At 68.1% G+C, this 21810-nt stretch carries 18 protein-coding genes; 6 read left to right on the top strand and 12 right to left on the bottom strand.

The annotated features are described in order from the left end of the window. Positions 1-69 precede the first annotated feature (69 nt). Together AC4D16_RS11120 and AC4D16_RS11125 are read left to right on the top strand one after the other, a co-directional pair. On the top strand, positions 70-1272 hold the full coding sequence (locus AC4D16_RS11120) for an O-antigen ligase family protein (protein WP_490955035.1): 1203 nt from the start codon (positions 70-72) through the stop codon (positions 1270-1272). Between the two features lie 419 nt (positions 1273-1691). Beyond that, positions 1692-2798, top strand: a complete 1107-nt coding sequence (locus tag AC4D16_RS11125; protein ID WP_490955036.1) for an MATE family efflux transporter — start codon at positions 1692-1694, stop codon at positions 2796-2798. On the opposite strand, the gene AC4D16_RS11130 is transcribed toward AC4D16_RS11125, so the two are convergent. From AC4D16_RS11130 to AC4D16_RS11150, 5 genes are all read right to left on the bottom strand, one after another. Further along, positions 2795-3568 (bottom strand): alpha-1,2-fucosyltransferase, encoded by a 774-nt coding sequence (locus tag AC4D16_RS11130; protein ID WP_490955037.1) that lies wholly within the window; start codon positions 3566-3568, stop codon positions 2795-2797. The two genes, AC4D16_RS11125 and AC4D16_RS11130, sit on opposite strands and share 4 nt — an antisense overlap. A 100-nt stretch (positions 3569-3668) precedes the next feature. Beyond that, entirely contained in the window at positions 3669-4256 is a 588-nt protein-coding gene (locus AC4D16_RS11135; RefSeq protein ID WP_490955038.1) for a glycosyltransferase, read from the bottom strand. Beyond that, positions 4253-4702: a PssD/Cps14F family polysaccharide biosynthesis glycosyltransferase gene (gene pssD / locus AC4D16_RS11140; RefSeq protein WP_490955039.1), complete on the bottom strand. Its 450-nt coding sequence runs from the start codon at positions 4700-4702 to the stop codon at positions 4253-4255. Before pssD ends, AC4D16_RS11135 begins: the two co-directional genes overlap by 4 nt. Continuing rightward, a complete protein-coding gene (locus AC4D16_RS11145; RefSeq protein WP_490955040.1) occupies positions 4699-6003 on the bottom strand; it encodes a YveK family protein in 1305 nt (434 codons plus the stop codon). The genes pssD and AC4D16_RS11145 overlap by 4 nt, the downstream gene beginning before the upstream one ends. A 99-nt stretch (positions 6004-6102) precedes the next feature. After that, positions 6103-7350: a glycoside hydrolase family 16 protein gene (locus tag AC4D16_RS11150; RefSeq protein ID WP_490955041.1), complete on the bottom strand. Its 1248-nt coding sequence runs from the start codon at positions 7348-7350 to the stop codon at positions 6103-6105. A 563-nt stretch (positions 7351-7913) separates the two neighbouring features. Here AC4D16_RS11150 and AC4D16_RS11155 point away from each other — a divergent pair. Together AC4D16_RS11155 and sufU are read left to right on the top strand one after the other, a co-directional pair. Further along, entirely contained in the window at positions 7914-9242 is a 1329-nt protein-coding gene (locus AC4D16_RS11155; RefSeq protein WP_490955042.1) for an aminotransferase class V-fold PLP-dependent enzyme, read from the top strand. Beyond that, complete coding sequence (gene sufU / locus AC4D16_RS11160) at positions 9243-9695, top strand: Fe-S cluster assembly sulfur transfer protein SufU (RefSeq protein ID WP_490950170.1); 453 nt, start codon at positions 9243-9245, stop codon at positions 9693-9695. It begins immediately after the preceding gene. 114 nt (positions 9696-9809) lie between these two features. Here sufU and AC4D16_RS11165 read toward each other — a convergent pair whose 3' ends face one another. The 3 genes from AC4D16_RS11165 to AC4D16_RS11175 all read right to left on the bottom strand — a co-directional run bounded on the left by AC4D16_RS11165 (position 9810) and on the right by AC4D16_RS11175 (position 12298). Further along, a complete protein-coding gene (locus AC4D16_RS11165; RefSeq protein WP_490955043.1) occupies positions 9810-11402 on the bottom strand; it encodes a sensor histidine kinase in 1593 nt (530 codons plus the stop codon). 97 nt (positions 11403-11499) lie between these two features. Then, positions 11500-11721, bottom strand: coding sequence for an SCO4848 family membrane protein (locus tag AC4D16_RS11170; protein ID WP_490950168.1), 222 nt, complete (start codon positions 11719-11721; stop codon positions 11500-11502). Positions 11722-11800: 79 nt separating this feature from the next. Then, entirely contained in the window at positions 11801-12298 is a 498-nt protein-coding gene (locus AC4D16_RS11175) for a DUF2505 domain-containing protein (RefSeq protein ID WP_490950167.1), read from the bottom strand. Between the two features lie 318 nt (positions 12299-12616). Between AC4D16_RS11175 and mfd the strand changes: the two genes are divergently transcribed. Then, the gene (gene mfd, locus AC4D16_RS11180; protein WP_490955044.1) at positions 12617-16219 is read left to right on the top strand and encodes a transcription-repair coupling factor; all 3603 of its coding nucleotides are present in this window, start codon (positions 12617-12619) and stop codon (positions 16217-16219) included. A gap of 103 nt (positions 16220-16322) precedes the next feature. Here the strand turns inward: mfd and AC4D16_RS11185 are convergent, their stop codons facing one another. The 4 genes from AC4D16_RS11185 to AC4D16_RS11200 form a co-directional block, all read right to left on the bottom strand. Next, positions 16323-16652, bottom strand: a complete 330-nt coding sequence (locus tag AC4D16_RS11185) for a hypothetical protein (protein ID WP_490955045.1) — start codon at positions 16650-16652, stop codon at positions 16323-16325. A gap of 57 nt (positions 16653-16709) precedes the next feature. Further along, positions 16710-17390 carry a deoxyribose-phosphate aldolase gene (deoC, locus tag AC4D16_RS11190; protein WP_490950164.1) on the bottom strand — a complete coding sequence of 227 codons (681 nt, stop codon included), beginning with the start codon at positions 17388-17390 and terminating at the stop codon, positions 16710-16712. A gap of 98 nt (positions 17391-17488) precedes the next feature. Next, positions 17489-19252, bottom strand: coding sequence for a phospho-sugar mutase (locus AC4D16_RS11195; protein ID WP_490955046.1), 1764 nt, complete (start codon positions 19250-19252; stop codon positions 17489-17491). 97 nt (positions 19253-19349) lie between these two features. Further along, entirely contained in the window at positions 19350-20150 is an 801-nt protein-coding gene (locus AC4D16_RS11200; protein ID WP_490955047.1) for a purine-nucleoside phosphorylase, read from the bottom strand. 99 nt (positions 20151-20249) lie between these two features. Between AC4D16_RS11200 and AC4D16_RS11205 the strand changes: the two genes are divergently transcribed. After that, positions 20250-21650 (top strand): NAD(P)H-quinone dehydrogenase, encoded by a 1401-nt coding sequence (locus tag AC4D16_RS11205; RefSeq protein ID WP_490955048.1) that lies wholly within the window; start codon positions 20250-20252, stop codon positions 21648-21650. The last annotated feature ends 160 nt before the right edge of the window (positions 21651-21810 follow it).

A 21810-nucleotide genomic window follows, 5' to 3' on the forward strand; every position in this document is an offset into this window, starting at 1 on the left:
CGGTATCGCGGCGCCGCCAACTCCGGGCTGCGTTCTCGCCCTCTGAGGGCGCAACTGCCCGCTTGGCCCATGATGATCCTCCTCTGGGGGTTCCCGGTGTGGTGGGCGGCAGGGGCTGTTCCGTTCATGCCTCTGGCGCTTGCGGGGATCATGGTTCTTCTGCTGATCCAACGCGGCGGTGTACGTCTGACGCCCGGTCTGCTTCCCTGGTTCGCGCTCATCGGCTGGATAGGTGTGACGTCCATCAGCTTGGAGACGGCGATCGCCTTCGTCGGTTTCGGGCAACGATGGGGGAATCTGATGTCGGTGGGCGTATTCATGCTCTACTACGTCAACGCGCGCGAGCGATTGACGTCGGTGAGGGTCATCCGCGCCCTCTCCGGCTTCTACGTGTTCATCGTTCTCATGGGCTTCGTCGCTACTCTCTTCCCCTCGTTCCGGTTGATGACGCCGATCGGTACGCTCCTACCGTCGGTGCTCACTTCCAACCCACTCGTCTACGACCTCGTTTTTCCGCGACTCGCGGAGATCCAGCAGCCATTCGGGGCGCCCGAACCCTTCAACCGACCATCCGCGCCGTTTCCCTATGCGAACAGCTGGGGCGTTGCGTTCGTCCTGCTGACTCCTGTGGTCGTGGCACAGATCGCCTCGATGAAGAGACGCTGGTCCCAGCTCCTGCTCGGAGCCGTGGTCATTGCGTCCTTCTATCCGGCGCTCGCCACCAGCAATCGAGGCATGTTCGTCGGACTCGCCGCAGCGGTGGTGTACGTCGCGCTGCGACTTGCTGCGCTTCGCCGCTTCGGTGCGCTGATCGGGTTGGTGGGGCTGACCGTGGTGGGTGGTGCCGCGATGATCCTGACGGGGGCTGCGGCCGAGATCCTCGGACGCCAGCAGTACAGCGACAGTACGTCAGGGCGGGCATCCATCTACCGAGCAACGTTGGAGGCAGTGGCGAGGTCACCGATCGTCGGATACGGCGCACCGCGGCTGGACGAGAGCATTGGTATCTCGCTGGGGACTCAGGGCTACCTCTGGATGCTGATGTTCTCGTACGGGATCGTCGGTCTGGCATTGTTCTGCTGGTTCCTCTGGGGCACCACCATCAGAACGTTACCGGTCCGGACTGCTCCAGGCCTGTGGCTTCACAGCACACTGATCGCTGCCGCGGTCATCATGCTGTTCTACAGTTTCGACGTCATGCAGATGACCACCATCGCTCTGGTCGCTGCCGTCCTGTTGAGGGACCGGTACATCGACGGTCGTGCGCTATGAGGACCCGTGGGAGTTCCCGAGTGCATGGTCCGGTCTTCGCGTTCCTCGGTATTGGGATAGGGGCCTCTCTCGCTTTCGCCACCACTGTTGTCATCAGTCGTGGAGCGGGTGCGGCAGCCGTCGGTCAATTCTTCCAATTCGTCGCCGTCTTTTCCGTCGCGACGACGGTGCTCACCTTTGGCGGGGACACCGGACTGGTGAGATTCCTCTCGGCCGATCGGGCAGCGGACGGCGGTGTGAATGCGCGCCGCATACTCCGTACGGCAACCCGTCCTGTCGTGTGTATCGGGGTAGTCGTAGCCTGCGCCATCGTCCTTCTGTCCTTCCTGCCCGCGTCGGGTTGGCTGAGGGACTATTTCACGAGCACGGGTCTGCTGCTCGCTGGACCGCTACTGCTGACTGCGACGTTGCTTGCACTGATGCTCGGAGCACTTCGGGGATTCGGGCATCTCGTCGCCTTCACCGCTCTGCAGAACATCGCCCTGCCTCTCGCTCGGTTGGTCGCCATCGCGGCCGTCCTGCTCGCGGGGGCAGGTGTCGATGGCCTTCTCGTGGCATGGCTCCTCCCACTGATCCTCGTCGCCGTCCTCGCCGCTGTCGAAATGAGGCGCATCCTGCCTCCTCGCGCGGCTTCCGTACCGGATCGCCCCATGGCCGGGGGACGGCCACCAAGTGCAGGTTCGGCGATGAGCTTCTGGAGCTTCGCGTCCGCACGCGGAGTCTCCTCGGTGCTGGAAATCATCCTCGAATGGATCGACGTGCTCGCCGTGGCGATCCTGCTCGGTGCCGAATCCGCCGGTGTCTACGCGGTCGTGACCCGCTGCGTTCGAGTGGGCCAGATGGTCGATCATGCGGTGCGGACGATATCGAGTCCCTTGATCAGCAGCGCCTTCGCGCTCGGTGACCGTGCTCGCACCGCGACGATCTTCATCCTCTCCGGCCGCGTACTGGTGCTCCTCGCATGGCCTTTCTATGTACTGCTGATCGTGCACGCGCCCACGATCCTGGGGCTCTTCGGCCCGGAGTTCGAGGAGGGTGTGACAGCGCTGAGGATCATCTGCTGCGCTCTGCTCGTCGCGGTCACGGCCGGCGGCGTGCAGAGCATGTTGCTGATGGGAGGCAAGAGCGCATGGCAGGTCCTGAACAAGTCCATCGCACTGGTCGTCGCCATCGTGGCCAACATCACGCTGGTTCCGAGCCTCGGGATCGCGGGAGGTGCAGTCGCATGGGCGGCGGCGGTGCTCGTGGACACCTCGCTCGCCTCGTTCCAGGTCTCGCGGAAGATGGACGTCCCGCTGCCCCTCGCGCAACTCGGACGTCCGGTCCTGGTCGCGCTCGGTGGATTCGCCGTGCCGCTCATCGCCCTGGACGTGCTTCTGCCCTCCGGCGTGCAGTTCGACGTCCTGGGGAGCGCGGTGGCCGGGCTCTGCCTGCTGGGCACCGCCTTCCTCAATCGCAGCGCTCTCGGCTGGAACAGCTTCAAGAATCGACGTGGGGCGGTCGCAACGCTTGCCGTTGGACGCTAGACCCTCGTCCACGTCGTGGGTACGAGGTGTCTGGCATCATCGTGTTCGTCGGCGAACCATCGCACAGGCGCTATGACTCCGCTCGTCGCGGTCGGTTGTGGGCCCAGGAATCCAGCCCACCAACTGAAGCTGCTGTTCGCGATGATTCGGGAGCGGCACGCTGCCATCAAGGCGATCTCGCCACCGGCAGCTGTGGTCAGACCGGAGGGGCACAACGTGTCTCCGGGTGAGGCCAACTCTCGGCCTACCCAGTCGAGGTCATCGCTGAACCAGACACGGCGGCTCGAACCCGAAGGATCGAGGCGGGCGAGCGCATCCTTGTAGTACTCCTTGCCCAGTACCCCATGATGGGATGCTGCGGAAGCATTACTCACGTAGTCACCACGGCGGACATGTACGGCGATCGAGTCCTCTGCGCTCTCCAGCTCCCCTGCGACACGCTCGCCCTCGGCGGTGAGCATTCCCGTGAGATGGGCCTTGATTTCGGTGCGTATCGAATCCTCGACGGTCGAGAAGTACCCGGGTGATTGGAAGTAACCGGTAAGGATCGAGAACCGACGAAGGCGTGCAGTGACATCGAGGTCGAGGCCGAATCCTGCTTCTCGCACGCGGCCGATACCCGCTCTGTCGGCCAGCCTCCAGATCCACGGCGCTTTGTCGGCTGCTGCAAGTGCGAGACCGAGCGCCCGCGGGGATCTCGGGAAGGATTGTGTGAGATCGCCGAGCATCAAGGGTCGATCTCCCCTGCACCGAGCCACGTCGAGAATCACGTGTATTCCTTGCGCCTGCAGCGATCGAGCGAAGGCCCATTGGAACAGTTGGTTACCCAGACCGCCTTGGACACACAGAACCACCGTGCCTGCAGAAGACTTACTGATCATGGGTTCCTCTTACGTGACGTCGTACGGATTGCAGGCCCCGGCGCAGTGAGAACAGGCCGACAGGCTCGGATCGGACCGTGTCGAGCGCCTGTCGAAGTGCCTGGGCTGCCAGTGGAGCGGGGGAAACTCTGCGGACGCGTGGCGCGGGGTCGGAGTTCACCATCGTGTCGAGGGTATCGAAGAGTGACTCACGGGTCTCGACAAGGACCACCTCCCCTTCCTTCTCGAGCTGGCGGCAGAATGCCACCTGATGGTCGTCGACAACTTCGTGCAGAGCAGCCAGTCGTGGGACGGCGATCGGGACGAGTCCCGTGCTTCGTGCGTCGAAAATCGAGCCGGGGCCGCCTTGGACCACGGCAACGCGAGCGGACGAGTACAGGTCCAGCATGCTGTCGCGTGACAACAGTTCCACGCCCTCGGCAGTGCGAGGAGGCGGAGTCGCCCCGTGCTGCACGAGGCAGAGAGGTGCGTCGTCCTTGGACTCGAGCCAGTCGTCGATCCAGCCGACGAGGCGATCGAAGCGGTGATGGTCGGTACCGAGCGACACGATGATGACAGGAGCAGCGCCTGGGGTCATAGCGACGGACCGATGACTGTCGAGTTCGGATACAGCTCCTGCTGGGCGGCCCATTGAACGCAGAACGCGTCCGCCATCGGATAACACATCCTGCCGCTCAGCGTTCTCTGCTCGATGCGGTCGATGACCTCGATGTAGATCGTCCGGATGCGGAGAACTCGAGCGACGAGAAAGAACGGGACGCTGACCCCGGCACCCGAGGAGACGATGACGTCAGGTCTCACCTTCCGCAGCGTCGGCCATGCGAGGAGCAGGTTCCGGACGGCGTTGGGCAGGTTCCGCGTCGTCGGATGAAAGGCCCACGTCACGTCCTCGCCGGCAAGAGCCGTCTGGGCATCCTTCTTGTCGAAGGTCACCCAGTGGAGGTCGGACCCTTGGAACGCCTCACGCAGTGCAATCAACTGCGCCAGATGTCCTCCTGTCGAAGCCACGAGGAGTACCTTCATGACAGCTCCGGTCGGCGCGTCCCGGCCGTGCTGAGATTCGCGTGCCGCGCATCAGACGTCTCGCCACGGGTCCGGCCGTGCCCTTCGAGGAAAATGCAGACGGGCGCGCCGTTCGAGAATGACACATCGCGCAGGAAACCCTCGAGCGCACTCACACGTGTCCGGCGGAAAGCCACCACCATCACGCAGCCTGCTTCACGAGCAACGGTGGCCAGTGCGGAGCTCTCGGTGACACTCGAGGCGTCGAGGAACAGGAGATCGGTCTCGGCATCGTCAAAAAGGTTGTCGGCGTCCTGATGGGTGAGAAGAATGCCGTCCACTTGCGCTGATCGTGCCGACAAGCGGGACTTATGTGCCACGGACATGAGGGTCTGCGTCAACCCGTCCATGATCTGCCGGTCCGGCCCCACCACCATGATCGAGAACGGCCCGGTTGTGTGATTCGAGGCGCGACGCCTCTCGATCACCGCTCTGAGCGTGGCGCGGGCCGCCGTCTCGTCGAGTTCATTCTCGAAGTCGATCACCCGACCTCCGGTGCGTTCACGCATCCTTGACGAGTCCCTGACGAGGGGATCGAAGCTGTCACGAAGAAAGGCGATTGCGATGCCGATCAGGAGGCCGAGAGCACCGCCGATCGCGGTCCACGCCGGCAGCCCGGGCGAGGACGGGGATGCGGGGATCGCAGCTTCACCGATGATGCGGCCCGGATTCTCAGCTACCAAGGAGAGGCTCGCCCTCTGGTCCCTGAGCGACGACAGCTCCGACCGGTCGGCCGGATCGAGGGTGTCCGACTGCTCGAGGGACGAGATGCGCCGGTCGAGCTCCTCGATGAATCCGAGCGCGACCTCCGATGCGCCCTCTGCCCTGAATTCCAGGTAGGCCTCGGCGAGGGCGTTCGCGAAATCGGCTGCGTCGGTCGGGGAAGACGCAGTCACCGTGACCTCGAGGACCTGCGAGCCCGAGGGAGCCGCGACCTCTGATCCGGCCAACAGCTGCGCCGGACTCACGTTCCGGTTCAGTTTCTCCGCCGCTATGCGTGCTACCTCCCGTGAACTGAGAATCTCCCGCTCGGTGGTGATGTTGATCTGCTGATTCACGGCTCCCGCATTGAACGGATTCGTGGTGATCGGCGAAACGGTCAAGGTCGCCGATGCTGTGAAGACCTCGTCCTGCACGAAGTAGTATGCGCCTCCAGCGAGTGCGAGGATCGTGGTCACGAGGGCGATGAGTTTCCACCGCCGGACGATCCGCCGAAGCACGTCGCCCAGCCGAACAGACTGGTCGCGGTCTTGTTCAGCCACTTGTCATTCCCCATCGTTCGCTCTTCCACGTCCCGTCAGTCGACGGACACGTGAGGGAGAGCATATCGGCATATCCGGCACTGACCCGGAACGGCGGCATCAGCGGAACGCCCAGGCCCTTACGTAATCGATCTTGAAGGTCGCAGGCATTTTGGTGTCGGTGTATCCGGGGCCGACAGGGAAGCCGTGGTATGGCGACCCGATCTGGAGGTTGAGCCGCATCTCGAGCGGGGTGTTGAAGCTGGAGCCCCACAGCCAGGGGTACCGGTCCTTGGTCATGGTCACAGCGAGTTTCCCGTCGAAATAGCCTCGCAGCTCGGTCGGCGTGTACTCCACGGCCCAGGTGTGGAAGGCAAGTGAGGAGTGCTCCGTCGCGCCCACGCGCTGCTCCCAGTTGAAGGCGGCTCTTTGGCCGCCTCCGTTGGTGGATTCGTGGGCCGTGAAAGTGGATGTCCCGATACGTGTCGGATTGGTGAAGGGATCCCCCCAGGCCTCCATGATGTCGATCTCGCCGACGGTGTTGTTCCTCAACCAGAACGCGGGCCAGATCCCGCGCGACTGTCCCGGGATGGTCGGGATCTGCGCGCGGATCTCCCAGCGCCCGTACTGCTGCTCGTACTTGTTGTTCGTGTCCAGATAGCCGGTGGTGAAAGCACGCCCGCCGGCGTCCTCCCTCTTGGCCGTGATATTGAGGAAACCGTCGGAGACCGTGACGTTCCGAGCAAGGATCCGAGCTTTGTCGTAGGAGAGGGATTCCTGGTCGCGGACGTTCCACTGAGTCGTCGACCCATTGAACTCGTCGCTCCAGGTGGGCGACCCCCAACCCGGCAGATACCCCGCTGCAGGCGCGATCGGCGAAGCGGGTGCAACCCGTGAGAGTTGCTGCACGAGCAGGTTGTCGTATCGGACAGTCGTAGGTGCGCTTCTCACCGATAGATAGCTGTCGACGGCCGTCGCGCCCTTCGAGGTCAGGCGCATCGGACTTGCGTCAGCGGAAGAGCTCTGCCACGCGGGCACCGTGGTGCCGACAGGCCATGACCTCGCGCGCAACTCGACGACGTCGGAACCTGCAGCCTCGAACTCGAAGCGGTAATTCTGCCCAGGCTGTGCCGTCCACGGCATCGGCTGAGCGGCTCCGAGGGAGACTTTCTGCCCGGTCGATGCGTCGTAGCGAAAGATCTCCACGGTGGCGCGCCCCTGCGGAAGCACCCTGAGGGTCGCCTGATAGGAGGAACCACCAGCGGCTCGAAGCTGCACGGTGGAGTACACGCCGTTTCCGGCGACCGGCAGAGTGTCGACCGAGACGTCGAGGCCGGTGCGGATGTCGGTCAGGGGTTCAGCGTTCATCGTGACCGTCTGCAGGCGGCCCGGTCTCTGCAAGTCGACGTAAGCGGCCCCTCGCGCCACGCCGACGGTGCCATCAGGGGAGGTGGAGTACGAGGCGCCCGTAGCCGCTGAGCCCCACGAGCCGGACGCTTCGCGATTCATGTCGTCACTCAGGACCACCGCGGTCGGACGGAAGTCCTCTGGCGCCGCGGTGGCTGGTGGTGCTGACAGGCAGGTGAGAACGAAGGCCGACGTCAGGGCGACGGCACAACGACGGCTCGTTGAGGGGCGGGAGGCAACAGTGGATCGCGTGGGGGTCATGGTGATCTCCAAGGCTTGGGTGTGAGTGTGCGTCAAAGGCACCGCTCCTGAGACCCCCGGTGCACGACACATCCGGGCGGCGCATTGCGCCGAAGCTCGGGCAAGTGTAGCAACACCCCACGGCCACACCGTTCACCCACAGGACAGGCAACAGCTTCTTAGGTTCCCCTGCGGTGCCGTGTCACCCACCGGGTGGGAGGATTAGCGCAGACAATCCTGACGTATTTGCCGTCAGGCGCACCAACCCACCCGAGGAGACCGACGTGCCCGTGGTCGAAACGCCCGTCACACTCACGCACTCCACCCCGGGGGCAGGGGCCGGGCTCACCGATGCCGAGGTGCGGCGCATCCGGAACGACTTCCCCATCCTCGGGACGGAGATCAATGGCGCACCGCTCGTCTACCTCGACTCCGGCGCCACCTCCCAGAACCCGCTGAGCGTCATGGAGGCGGAGCAGGAGTTCTACGAGCAGCGGAACGCGGCCGTCCACCGCGGCGCACACTCGCTCGCCGTCGACGCGACCGACGCCTACGAGGACGCCCGTGCCGCCGTCGCCCGCTTCATCGGCGCGAGGACCGACGAGCTCGTCTGGACGTCCAACGCGACCGAGGGCATCAACCTGGTGGCCTACGCGATGTCCAACGCGGCGCTCGGACGCGGGGGAGAAGCAGCCCGCCGCTTCGCCGTGGGCCCGGGTGACAGCATCGTGGTGACGGAACTCGAGCATCACGCCAACCTCATCCCGTGGCAGGAGCTCGCCGCGCGGACCGGCGCCGAACTGCGCTTCATTCCGGTCGACGACGACGGCGCGCTGCGCATGGACGACGCCGCCCGCATCATCACCCCGGACACGAAGCTCGTGGCGTTCACGCATGCCTCGAACGTGCTCGGCTCGATCAGCCCGGTGGCGGAGCTCGTGCGGCTCGCGCAGGAAGTCGGCGCCCTCACGCTCCTCGACGCCTGCCAGTCCGTGCCGCACCTGCCGGTGGACGTCAAGGCTCTCGACGTCGACTTCCTGGTCTTCTCCGGCCACAAGATGCTCGGCCCCACGGGCATCGGCGCCCTGTACGGCCGCAGGGAGTTGCTGAACGCCATGCCCCCGTTCCTCACGGGCGGCTCGATGATCACCACGGTCACCATGGAGCGCGCGGAGTACCTGCCGTCGCCCAACCGCTTCGAGGCGGGCACGCAGCGCATCTCGCAGGCCGTGGCGCTCGGCGCCGCAGCGAACTACCTCGCGGAGACGGGCATGGAGCGCATCGAGGCGTGGGAGTCCGAGCTCGGCGCGCGGCTCGCCACGGGTCTCGCCGCGATCGACGGCATCCGACTGCTCGGACCCGCCGCGGGCCACCCTCGCACCGGTCTCGCAGCCTTCGACGTCCTCGGCGTCCACGCGCACGACGTCGGCCAGTACCTCGACCACAAGGGCATCGCCGTCCGCGTCGGTCACCACTGCGCGCAACCCCTGCACCGCCGCCTCGGCCTCACCGCGAGCACCCGGGCGAGCACCTACCTGTACACGACGACGGACGAGGTGGACGCGTTCCTCGACGCGGTCGCCGAGGTCCGCCCCTACTTCGGAGCGCACTAGATGAGCACTGGCCTCGAGCAGTTGTACCAGCAGATCATCCTCGACCACGCGAAGGCCCGCCACGGCGCACCCCTGGCGGAGTACGACGGCGCGGGCCGGGTGGGGGAGTCCCACCAGTTGAATCCCGTGTGCGGCGACGAGATCACGCTGCGCTCGGCCGTCACCGACGGCGTCGTGGAATCCGTCAGCTGGCAGGGCGACGGGTGTGCCATCTCCATGGCCTCGGCCTCCGTGCTCACCGACCTGATGGCGGGCGTGCCCCGCGACGACGCCATCAACCTCGTGGACGCGTTCCGCGAGGTGATGCGCTCGCGCGGGCGCATCGAGGCGGACGAGGAGGTCCTCGGCGATGCCGCCGCGTTCTCCGGGGTGTCCCGCTTCCCGGCGCGGGTGAAGTGCGCCATGCTCGCCTGGGTCGCTCTCGAGGAGTCACTGCTCGCCGCGAACGCCTGACTGGTCGATACTCCCGTCCCGTCCCAGGGACCGGTCGGTCGGGCGCCGGACCGGTCGAGATGGTTCGCGCGTTCATGCGACGGAACGTCAGCGACGGGGGTCAGCCCGTGGATGTCACCGCTGAGGCTGCGGGATGGACAGGGTGAACCGGCTGCCGCGCGCCGGGTCGCTGACCACGGTGATGACTCCTCCGTGCTCGCTCACGATGCTGCGGGTGATGAGCAGACCGAGACCGACGCCCGGTACGGCGGTGGCCCGCAGGGACGGTGACCGGAAGAACCGGTCGAACACCTGGTGCAGCTCGTCGGCCTCGATGCCGATCCCCGTGTCGGCGACCTCGATGGTCAGCTCGGCCTCGTCGACCGAGGCGTGCAGGGTGATGCTGCCGCCCCTGCGGTTGTACTTGATCGCGTTGCTCAGCAGGTTGTCGACCGCCTGCGCGAGCCGTACCGGATCCGCCACGGCCTGGAGCGACGCCGGAGCCTCGTTGCGGAGAACGACACCGGCGCGGTCCGCTCGGACCTGGGCGGAGGAGGCGGCGTCGGTGAGGATCCTGCCGACGTCGGCGGGTACCGGGTTGACCTCGAAGGTGCCGGCGTTGATCGCGAGCAGGTCCTCCACGAGCTGTTCGAGCCTCAGGGCGTTCCGCCGTGCCACCTCGAGGTGGCCGGGTACGCCGTCCGGGAGCGCGTCGGCCCGCTCGAGGGTCAGGTCCAGGTAGCCGAGGATGGCCGTGAGCGGCGTCCTGAACTCGTGGGACACGTTGGACAGGAAGTCGTCCTTGGCCTGCAGGGCGAGGACCAGTTCGGTGACGTCGTTGAAGGAGACGATCGTGCCCGCGAACGCGCCGTCGTCGTCCGTCATCGCGTGCGAGGAGATGCTGAGGGCCCGCTGGGACCGGCCGGCGCCCACCCACACCTGCTCGGCCTCGAGCTGCTCCCCGCGGATCGCCCGCCGCACGGGCCGCTGCTCCACGGGCACGGGAGTCACGCGGTCGGGCCCGAAGATCAGCAGGTCGGCCTCCGTGGGATCGTCGTTCCCCGCGGGCGCGGCGGCTGCGTGGGCCTCCCGCTGCCGTGCGTTCATGAGGATGTCGTTGCCCTGGGCGTCGACGGCGAGCAACCCGACACCGAGGGCCTCGAGCACGGTCCCGAGCAGGCGTTCGCGGGACCGGCCGGCGTCCACGCTCTCCTGCAGCGCCGCCTGGGACGCCCGGAGCGCCTCCTGCCGCCGCCGGTTCTCCTTCGTGAGCGCACTGACGAAGCCCGCGAGGCCCGTCAGCATGATCGGCAGCAGGATGGGATCCACGAGGGCGTCGATCGTCATCTCCTCGGTGCCGACGGCGAAGGGCAGCGCGATGATGGCGAGGGAGGCCAGGATGGTGATGATGATCGCGGTGCTCGTCCGGATCCTCGACGCCGCGATCCAGACCACGGGGAACGCGGCGAGCAGCCCGATCCCGCTGAGGCTCTCCCCGGCTGCTGCGCGCGAGATGCCGATCGCCACGAAGTCGACGAGGGGAACGAGCAGGACCCAGCGTGTCCCGATGGCCGACCACGGCAGGCAGAAGCACAGGACGAGCACCAGGACGTGGAGGGCCCAGCCCACGAGGAACAGCTCCACCGAGGCGAGGTCCCGCCTGTCCGCGAGGACGAGCGCCGTCGTCAGGGTGAAGGTGATGGTCAGCGCGAGTTCGCTGAGGAGCACGCGCCGCCGACGCCTCGTCCGCCGTGGCCTGGCCGCGGGATCGACGAGGGCGGACAGGGATGGCCCGTCGTGGAGCATCGGTGCGCCGTCCGCCCCGCTACGCGAGCAGCGTGCGGACGCCGATCACGGCGGTGGCCGCCCCGAGGATCATCGACGTGGAGATCAGCATGATGTGGACCGTGAGGAAGCGGGTGGCGGCGCCGTTCGCGTCACGGGCGCGAGGGTCCTTGAGGATGCGCTTCAGGAACGGCGGCCAGACGATCAGGGTCCAGACCCCGGCGAGGATCAGGATGAGGGCGAGGGGTGTGGGGAGCTGCATCGTGTCCCTTTCGGACGTCAGCGGGTCGGTGGAGTTCAGGGAGCGGCGGGCGGGTCTGCCGACACGACCGCCTGCGTTGTCAGCGGCTCTCGAGCCACTTCCGGGCCTCGACGGCCTGGACGTTCAGGGCCTTGCCGATCATCGGCTCGGCGGCCCCGGCGATCTTGCCGCCGAGGAACGGGATCGAGGACGAGACGGTGCCCTGCAGGTCGACGACGGTCTCCGTCCCCTGCGCGACGAGCCGCTGCACCGCGGTCACGGACAGCGGCACGTTGGCGACGGACATGCTGAGGTCGGCCTGCCGTGAGCCGTCCGCGTCCGGCGCGCTCCAGTGCTCGACCTGCGTGACGGAGAGGGTCTCGCCGACGAACTTCCGTGCCATGTCGGGCAGCCGATCGGTGGGCATGGTGCGCACGGCGGTGAGGGTGAACGCGCCGGCGGTGTCGCCGTCGACCGTCAGTGATTCCAGGGTGCCGCCCACGTACTCACTCATGTGGCGGACGAAACCCTCGTCCGTGAAGACGCCGAGCACGGTCGGTGCGTCGAAGGGGAGCGTGGTGGAAGCGTTCAGGGCCATGGTGTCTCCAGGTGCGTAGGGGCTGCCACGCCGTCGGGCGGGGGCTGGTTCTCCCGGCCATCCTACGGCGTGGTGGTGGCGCGGACCGGTGGGGTGCAGGCGGGTCGGACGGCCGTCGGGACGGGATGAGCGGGGCGGACCGTCACGCCCGATCATCGATGGCTCGGGCAAGCCCCACGACGGCGGCGAAAGCGTCAGGCCCCCTTGGTACTGTGGAATTCTCCCCGGAAGAGCTTCGCCCTTTCCGGGCTTTCGTGCTGTCTGCGCCGCCCCGGTGATCCCGGGCAGCGGCAATCCACGCCTGAGGAGTACCGCACCATGAGCCTGAACGGATTGCGCACCGCGCTGGCCGACGACGCCTCCTTCGCGCGCGTGCGCACCAACGCGTCGCGCCCGGTGGAGGACAGGAGTGCCGACCTGCAGATCGGCGCGCCGGCCGGTCTGCGTGCGCCGCTGATCGCCGAGATGGTGGACGGCCTCGCTCAGGGATCCTCCTCCGGGTCCGACGGCGGGGAAGCCACGCCGGTGGTGCTCGCGATCACGGCCACCGGGCGTGAGGCCGAGGACCTCGCGACGGCGCTGCGGAGCTACCTCCCGGACAGCGCCATCGAGGAGTTCCCGAGCTGGGAGACGCTGCCCCACGAGCGCCTGTCGCCGCGCTCCGACACCGTGGGCCGCCGGCTCTCGGTGCTCCGCCGGCTCGCGCATCCCGAGGGCAACCCGGTCAAGGTCGTCACGGCTCCCATCCGCGCCGTGGTGCAGCCACTGGTCGCGGGCCTCGGCGACCTCGAGCCGGTCACGCTCACGGTCGGCGACGAGGTCGCCTTCACCGACGTCGTCACCGCGCTCGCGGACGCCGCCTACGCCCGCGTCGACATGGTGACGCACCGCGGTGAGTTCGCCGTGCGCGGCGGGATCATCGACGTCTTCCCGCCCACGGAGGACCACCCAGTCCGCGTCGACTTCTTCGGCGACGAGGTGGACCAGATGCGCTGGTTCGCCGTCGCCGACCAGCGCTCGCTCACCACCGGTGAGCCGCCGGTGGCGCTGTACGCGCCTCCCTGCCGGGAGATCCTCATCACCCCGTCGGTGATGTCGCGGGCCGCGAAGCTGCGGGCGGACCTCCCTGCCGCGGCGTCCATGCTGGAGAAGATCGCCGGCGGGATCGCGGTCGAGGGCATGGAATCGCTCGCCCCCGTGCTCGTCGACGCCATGGTGCCGTTCGCCGGCGAGCTGCCACCGGGGTCGATCGCAGTCGTCATCGAGCCGGAGAAGGTCAGGGCGCGCGCCCACGACCTCGCGGCCACCAACGAGGAGTTCCTCGCGGCTGCGTGGTCGACGGCGTCCGAGGGCGGCGCGGCGCCGCTCGACCTCGGCGGCGCCCTGGGCACGGACTTGCAGGAGGCCAGCTTCCGCTCGCTCACCGACACCCGCTCCACGGCGCTCGCCAACTCGGTGGCGTGGTGGGGCATCACCAGTTTCGGTGCGGACGAGGAGCTCGCGGACGTCGACAGCTTCACCGTGCGCGCCCGTGAGCCGCGCGGCTACCAGGGCGACGTCGCGGAGATGATGGAGTTCATCGGCGGCCGCGTCCGGGACCAGTGGCGCGTCGTCGTCGCCACGGAGGGGCCCGGTCCGGCGCAGCGACTCGCGGAACTGTTCCACGACAACGACATCCCGACGAGCCGCGTGGACTCGCTCGAGCAGCCGCCGCAGCCCGGCATCATCGAGATCACCACGGCCTGCGCGGGGCGAGGTTTCGTGGTGGACGGCCTGAAGATCGGTCTGCTCACCGAAGCGGACCTGCTGGGACGCACGAGCGCCTCCGGCACCCGGGACATGCGGAAGATGCCGTCACGGCGCCGCAACGCCGTCGACCCCCTGCAGTTGAAGGAAGGCGACTTCGTCGTCCACGAGCAGCACGGCGTCGCGAAGTTCGTGGAACTCCTGCAGCGCTCCACCGGCGCGGGCCCCACGCGGACCACCCGCGAGTATCTCGTGCTCGAGTACGCGCCCTCGAAGCGCGGCGCCCCCGGCGACCGGCTCTTCGTGCCGACCGACCAGCTGGACCAGGTGACCCGCTACGTCGGCGGTGATGCCCCCGCGCTGAGCAAGATGGGCGGTTCCGACTGGAGCAAGACCAAGAACCAGGCGCGGAAGGCCGTCAAGGAGATCGCCGGTGAGCTGATCCGCCTGTACTCGGCGCGCATGGCCTCCCGCGGACACGCCTTCGCGCCGGACACCCCCTGGCAGCGCGAGCTCGAGGAGGCGTTCCCCTACGTGGAGACCCCCGACCAGCTGACCACCATCAACGAGGTCAAGGCGGACATGGAGCGCGAGGTCCCCATGGACCGGCTCGTCTCCGGCGACGTCGGCTACGGCAAGACCGAGATCGCGGTCCGTGCCGCCTTCAAGGCCGTGCAGGACGGCAAGCAGGTGGCCGTGCTCGTGCCCACCACTCTGCTGGTGCAGCAGCACTTCGAGACGTTCTCCGAGCGCTTCTCCGGCTTCCCCGTGCGCGTGAAGGCCCTGTCCCGCTTCCAGACAGCGAAGGAATCGCGCGAGACGGCGGACGGGCTCACCTCGGGCGCCGTCGACGTCGTGATCGGCACGCACCGGCTCCTGTCGAAGGAGATCTCCTTCAAGGACCTCGGGCTCGTGATCGTGGACGAGGAGCAGCGGTTCGGCGTGGAGCACAAGGAGGCGCTGAAGAAGATGCGCACCAACGTGGACGTCCTCGCGATGAGCGCCACGCCCATCCCGCGCACGCTCGAGATGTCCCTCACGGGTATCCGCGAGACCTCGACGCTGGCGACGCCGCCCGAGGAGCGCCACCCCGTGCTCACCTACGTGGGCCCGTACACGGACAAGCAGGCGTCCGCCGCCATCCGCCGTGAGCTCATGCGCGAGGGGCAGGTGTTCTTCGTGCACAACCGCGTGTCCTCGATCGACCGCACGGCCGCGCACCTCAAGGAGCTCGTGCCCGAGGCGCGGGTCGCGGTGGCGCACGGGCAGATGACGGAGTCACGGCTCGAGCAGATCATCGTGGATTTCTGGGAGAAGCGGTTCGACGTCCTCGTGTGCACCACGATCATCGAGACGGGCCTCGACATCTCCAACGCGAACACGCTGATCGTGGACCGCGCGGATTCCTACGGTCTCTCACAGCTGCACCAGCTCCGTGGCCGTGTGGGTCGCGGGCGTGAGCGGGCGTACGCCTACTTCCTGTACCCGTCGGAGAAGCCCCTCGGCGAGGTGGCTCTCGAACGTCTCAAGGCCGTCGCGTCCCACAACGAACTGGGCGCCGGTATGCAGCTCGCCCTGAAGGACCTCGAGATCCGCGGGGCGGGCAACATGCTGGGCGGGGAGCAGTCGGGCCACATCCAGGGTGTCGGGTTCGACCTCTACATCCGCCTCGTCGGCGAGGCCGTGGCGAACTTCCGTGGCGAGGCCGAGGAGAAGGCCGCCGAGATGAAGATCGAGCTCCCGATCAACGCGCACCTGCCGCACGAGTACGTGCCGGGGGAGCGGCTGCGCCTCGAGGCGTACCGCAAGCTCGCCTCCGCCGTGACCGACGAGGCCATCGACGCCGTCGTCGCCGAGCTCAAGGACCGCTACGGCGAGCCGCCGGCAGCGGTGGTGAACCTCATCGCCGTGGCGCGCTTCCGGGTCGCTGCCCGCGCCCTCGGGCTCACCGATGTGGCCCTGCAGGGCAACTTCATCAAGTTCGCCCCGGCGGACCTGCCGGAGTCCAAGCAGATGCGGCTCACGCGCATGTACCCGGGATCGGCGATCAAACCGGCCATGAACGCGGTGCTTGTCCCCAAACCGAAGACCGCGAAGATCGGCGGCCGGGACCTCGTGGACGCCGAGATGCTCAGCTGGGCGAAGAACGTGCTGGACGCCGTCTTCACGCCCTGAGCCGGGCCGACCCACCGACGCGAAGAGACCGCCCCCTCCGGGGACGGCCTCTTCGATGCTGTGCGGACGATGCCCGGGCGCGGTGCGCGGCGGGCTGCCTTCGCTACGAGCTGACGGTCGTGGAGACTTCCTTCTCGTCCGTGCTGTTGCCCTCGGCCAGGTTGTAGCCGGTGTCGGCGCGGCCGAGGATGCCCTGCGGGATGTAGAAGACGAGGAAGGCGATGACCACGATCGCGCCCATGGGCCAGATGTTCTGGGGCGTGAACCAGGTCAGGAGGTAGATCCCGGCGCAGAAACCGCCGAAGATGATCGCGAACACGATGATGTTCTCGACGAGGTGGCCCTTGCCGGCGTGGGAGGGCTGCCGTTCGGGCGCGGAAGCCGGCTTGGAGTGCTTGTCGCGGTCGGGGGCGGCGCCGACTTCGTGTGACATCGGGGATCTCCTTCGTGTTCCTGCGATCGGCGTGTCGGTGGTCCTACCGGTTGTGCATCAGTAGCCCGAGGCGCCCTGTTCACCTCTAACGATAGCGACTCCCGAGCTCGCCCCGATACGCGTGGCACCGGCGCCGATCATTGCGCGGGCGTCCTCGAGTGTGCGAACGCCGCCGGATGCCTTGACCCCGAGGTCGGGCCCCACCGTCCGGCGCATGAGCGCGATGTCCTCGACGGTGGCCCCGCCACCGTTGAAACCCGTGGAGGTCTTCACGAAATCGGCTCCCGCCTCGACGGCCGCCTCGCAGGCGAGCACCTTCTGCGCGTCGTCGAGCAGTGCGGTCTCGATGATCACCTTCAGCACGGCACCGTGGGCGTGCACCGCTTCGGCGACGGCGCGGATGTCCAGCACCAGCGCGTCCCTGTCATTCGCGCGTGCGGCGGCGATGTTGATCACCATGTCGATCTCGTCGGCGCCATCCGCCACGGCGCCCTGTGCCTCGATGACCTTGACCTCCGTGGTGGAGGCGCCCAGCGGGAAGCCGATGACCGAGCAGGTGAGGACGCCGGTGTCCTTGACGGCGGTGCGCACGGTGCTCACCCAGACGGGATTCACGCAGACGGACTTGAAGGAGTGCTCCACGGCCTCGCGGCACACCGTGAGGATCTGCTCACGGCTTGCCTCGGGCTTGAGGAGGGTGTGGTCGATGTAGGAGGCGAGGGATGCTTCGGTAGACATGCGGACCATCCTTCCATGAGCCCGGATACTGGTGGCCCGGCTCTCACCTGGTCCTGACACGGCGTCCGGCCGGAACTGCGATTGCCCGGCCCGACGGGTCAGAGCCCGAGCGCCTCGCCGACGTCGCGCTTCACGGCATCGAGGCGGGCCCGGGTGGCGAGCTTGGCGGCGTCGAGCTCCGCGGCCGAACCGACGGGTTCCACCACCTCGAGGTAGCACTTGAGCTTCGGCTCGGTGCCGCTCGGGCGGATGATCACGCGGGTCTCGTCCTGCGTTAGGTACAGCAGCCCGTCGGTCGGCGGCAACTGCGCCGAACCCTGGGCGAGGTCCTCGGTGACCGTGACGGGGGAGTCGGCGAAGGACGTCGGCGGATTCTCCCGCAGGCGGTTCATCATCGCGCCGAGCAGTCCGAGGCTCCCGACGCGGACGGAGACCTGGTCCGAGGCATGCAGGCCGTGCACCAGGAAGGCATCGTCGAGCAGGTCGAAGAGCGTACGGCCGGCGGCCTTCGTCGCGGCAGCGAGTTCGGCGAGCAGCAGGCCGGCGGAGATGCCGTCCTTGTCGCGCACGACCTCCGGGGCCACGCAGTAACCCAGTGCCTCCTCGTACCCGTAGGAGAGGTGCGGCACGCGGGCGATCCACTTGAATCCGGTCAACGTCTGGACGTGCTCGACGCCCGCGACTGCCGCGATGCGCCCGAGCATCCGCGAGGACACGATGGAGTTGGCGAAGACGGGGCGGAGGGCGGTGTCGCCAGCGGTGCCGCCACCGGCGTCGTCGTGGGGTGTGGCCGTGTGGCGGGCCGCGAGATGCAAGCCGAGGAGCGTGCCCACCTCGTCGCCGCGCAGCATGCGCCAAGCGCTCGTCGACGGTTCCCGTGCCGCGAGGGCCACGCGGTCGGCGTCGGGATCGTTGGCGATGACGAGATCCGCGTCCAGCTGCCCGGCGGTCTCCAATGCGAGGTCGAGCGCGCCCGGTTCCTCCGGGTTGGGGAAGGCGACGGTGGGGAAGTCCGGGTCGGGCTCCGCCTGGCGCTCCACGAGGGTGACGTCGTCGAATCCTGCCGCAGCGAGGACCGCCGAGGCCGTCCGGCCGCCCACGCCGTGCAGCGGGGTGAGGACGATCCGCAGGTCGCGGTGCGTCATCGCCGGATCCGTCAGGGCGGACACCGAGGCGATGTAGTCGGTCTCGATGCTCTCGGGCAGCACCTGCCAGCCCGAGTCGGCCAGCTTCACAGTGGCGAGTGCGCCGACGGAAGCGATGTGTGCCGCGATCCGGGCGTCGTGCGGCGCGACGATCTGCACGCCCCGCGCCTCCTCCTCGACCGCGCGCCCTCCGAGGTACACCTTGTACCCGTTGTCCTGCGGCGGGTTGTGGCTCGCGGTGACCATGATGCCCGCCTCGCACTCGAGGGCGCGGAGGGCGTAGGCGAGCACCGGCGTCGGCAGTTCGCGCGGCAGGAGGAACGTCTCGATCCCGGCCGCCGTGAAGATGGCCGCGGTCTCCTCCGCGAAGATCCGCGAGTTGTGGCGGGCATCGAAGCCGACGACGGCGCGGGGTGCGTACGCGCCCGCGGCGAGCTCGAGGACGTGTGCGGCGACGCCGGCGGCGGCCCGCCGGACGACGACGCGGTTCATGCGCTGCGGGCCCGCGCCGAGTTCCGCGCGGAGGCCAGCGGTGCCGAAGGCGAGCTGCCCGGAGAAGCGGTCGCGGAGATCCTGCTCGGCGGCCGCGGACGCCGCGTCGCCGGAACGGACGCGGAGGATGAGGTCGCGCAGCTCCACCTGCGTCCGGGGATCGGGGTCGGTGTCCGCCCACTCCCCGGCCGTGTCGAGGAGGGCACTGAGGTCCGTCGTGATCATGGGAGTCCCAATCGTGGATCGGAGGCGGCCGTCGGTGGCCTGCCGTCGTGTGGGGTGCAGCGGGGTCCGGGGCGGATCCCGGCGTAGGCGGGCGTGGTCAGATCGCGGCGACGATGTCCGCGAGCAGGCGGGAGATCCGCGGGCCGGCGGCCTGGCCCGCCTCGATGACCTCCGCGTGGCTGAGCGGCACGGGGCTGATGCCCGCCGCGAGGTTCGTGACCAGGGAGATCCCGAACACCTCCATGCCCGCATGACGCGCGGCGATGGCTTCGAGCGCGGTGGACATCCCGACGAGGTCCGCGCCGATGCGCTGGGCGTACCGCACCTCGGCGGGGGTCTCGTAGTGGGGGCCCGTGAACTGCGCGTACACGCCCTCCTCGAGCGTGGGATCCACCTGGCGCGCGACGTCGCGCAGCCGGGAGGAGTACAGGTCCGTCAGGTCCACGAAGGTGGCGCCCTCGAGCGGTGAGGTCGCCGTGAGGTTCAGGTGGTCGCTGATGAGCACCGGGGTGCCGGGCTGCCAGTGCTCCTGCAGCCCTCCACAGCCGTTGGTGAGGATCATCGTCGACGCGCCGGCCGCAGCGGCCGTCCGGACGCCGTGCACCACGGCGCGCACTCCCTTGCCCTCGTAGTAGTGCGTGCGGGCACCCAGGACGAGGGCGCGCTTCCCGTTCGGTGTGAGGACGGAGCGGATGGTCCCGGTGTGGCCGACGACGGCGGGGGCCGAGAAGCCGGGGATGTCCGCGGCATCGAGCGTGTGCGTGGTCTCGCCGATAAGTTCGGCCGCCTCGCCCCAGCCGGAGCCGAGGACGAGCGCGGTGTCGTGTCGGGCGATCCCGGTGGCACGGATGATGTGGTCGGCGGCGTCGCGGGCCAGGTCGAAAGGATCAGAAGTCACCGCATCAACCTACCTCCTGGCCCGAACGGGCGCGACGCCGCCGCTCGCCTCCGAGGGGCTTGTTTCCGCGGTGTCAGTGGCATGGGCGATGATTGACACGTGACCAATCAACTCGATCTCAGTTCACTGCGCCTTGCCATCCTGGGCGGCGGACCCGGCGGGTACGAAGCCGCGATGGTGGCGTCCTCCCTCGGGGCGAAGGTCACCATCGTGGAGCGGCAGGGCCTCGGCGGATCGGCCGTGCTCACGGACGTGGTGCCGTCCAAGACGTTGATCGCGACCGCGGACACCATGACGCGCTTCACCGACGCCAGCGGCCTCGGCGTGCACTTCTCCGCCGACAGCGCGGTGTACGCGGACCTCGACAAGGTGAACCAGCGTCTGCTGAAGCTCGCGGTCGAGCAGTCCTCCGACATCCGGGCCACCCTGGAGCGCCTCGGGGTGCAGATCATCATCGGGACCGGCAAGCTGCTCGACAACCACCGACTCGAAGTGGTCTCCGAGGGTGAGACGACCATCGTCGAGGCCGACGCCGTGCTGCTCGCCGTCGGCTCCACGCCCCGCGAACTGCCCAGTGCCATGCCCGACGGCGAACGCATCTTCAACTGGACCCAGCTCTACAACCTCCGCCGGATCCCCGAGCACCTCATCGTCGTCGGATCGGGCGTCACGGGTGCCGAATTCGCGAGCGCCTACAACGGCCTCGGATCCAAGGTGACGCTCATCTCGAGCCGCGACCGCGTGCTGCCCGGCGAGGACGCCGACGCCGCAGAGGTGCTGGAAGGCGTCTTCACCGACCGCGGCATGACGGTCCTGTCGAGGTCCCGCGCCGAGGCCGTGGACCGCACGGAGGACGGCGTGATCGTCCGGCTGGCGGACGGGCGCACCGTCGAGGGCAGTCACTGCCTCGTCGCGGTGGGTGCCGTACCCAACACCTCGGACATCGGCCTCGAGGAGGTCGGGGTGGCGGTCGGCGAATCCGGCCACATCCAGGTGGACGGCGTCTCCCGCACCACCGCGCCGAACGTCTACGCGGCGGGCGACTGCACGGGCGTCTTCGCCCTGGCATCGGTTGCCGCGATGCAGGGCCGCATCGCGATCGCGCACCTCATGGGCGATTCCGTGAGCCCGATCAAGCTCAAGCAGGTCGCCTCCAACATCTTCACCTCGCCGGAGATCGCGACGGTCGGCGTCACGGAGGAGGACATCGCGTCCGGCAGGTACCAGGGCGACGTCGTCAAGCTCTCGCTGCACACCAACGCCCGGGCGAAGATGATGAACGTCAAGGACGGCTTCGTGAAGGTGATCTCCCGGAAGGGTTCGGGAACCGTGATCGGCGGAGTGGTGGTGGGTCCGCGCGCCTCCGAGCTGATCTTCCCGCTGGCGCTCGCGGTCACGAAGAAGCTTCACGTCGACGACGTCGCGAACACCTTCACGGTCTACCCCTCGCTCACGGGGTCCATCTCGGAAGCGGCCCGGCGCCTGCACGTCCACCTGTAGGTCACGGCCGGGTGGAACCACATCCACCAGGAGAGTTGGTGCTTCTGTAGGGCGTCCCTACCGGCAGGCGGAGGGCCGGCGGCCTCATGTCGCGGAAGAGTTCCCAGTGTCCACACTGTGGACACTCTTATCCGTCTGGTGGACGCCGGTGGTCTGATAT

The sequence above is a fragment of the Arthrobacter sp. TJ-236 genome, assembly GCF_058269235.1.

Bases quoted from the DNA above. Each gene is read 5' to 3' on its own strand.
- AC4D16_RS11120 (WP_490955035.1), top strand. From the start codon at position 70: ATGATGATCCTCCTCTGGGGGTTCCCGGTGTGGTGGGCGGCAGGGGCT.
- AC4D16_RS11125 (WP_490955036.1), top strand. From the start codon at position 1,692: ATGCTCGGAGCACTTCGGGGATTCGGGCATCTCGTCGCCTTCACCGCT.
- AC4D16_RS11135 (WP_490955038.1), bottom strand. From the start codon at position 4,256: ATGACCCCAGGCGCTGCTCCTGTCATCATCGTGTCGCTCGGTACCGAC.
- pssD (WP_490955039.1), bottom strand. From the start codon at position 4,702: ATGAAGGTACTCCTCGTGGCTTCGACAGGAGGACATCTGGCGCAGTTG.
- AC4D16_RS11150 (WP_490955041.1), bottom strand. From the start codon at position 7,350: ATGAACGCTGAACCCCTGACCGACATCCGCACCGGCCTCGACGTCTCG.
- sufU (WP_490950170.1), top strand. From the start codon at position 9,243: ATGAGCACTGGCCTCGAGCAGTTGTACCAGCAGATCATCCTCGACCAC.
- AC4D16_RS11170 (WP_490950168.1), bottom strand. From the start codon at position 11,721: ATGCAGCTCCCCACACCCCTCGCCCTCATCCTGATCCTCGCCGGGGTC.
- AC4D16_RS11175 (WP_490950167.1), bottom strand. From the start codon at position 12,298: ATGGCCCTGAACGCTTCCACCACGCTCCCCTTCGACGCACCGACCGTG.
- mfd (WP_490955044.1), top strand. From the start codon at position 12,617: ATGAGCCTGAACGGATTGCGCACCGCGCTGGCCGACGACGCCTCCTTC.
- AC4D16_RS11185 (WP_490955045.1), bottom strand. From the start codon at position 16,652: ATGTCACACGAAGTCGGCGCCGCCCCCGACCGCGACAAGCACTCCAAG.
- deoC (WP_490950164.1), bottom strand. From the start codon at position 17,390: ATGTCTACCGAAGCATCCCTCGCCTCCTACATCGACCACACCCTCCTC.
- AC4D16_RS11195 (WP_490955046.1), bottom strand. From the start codon at position 19,252: ATGATCACGACGGACCTCAGTGCCCTCCTCGACACGGCCGGGGAGTGG.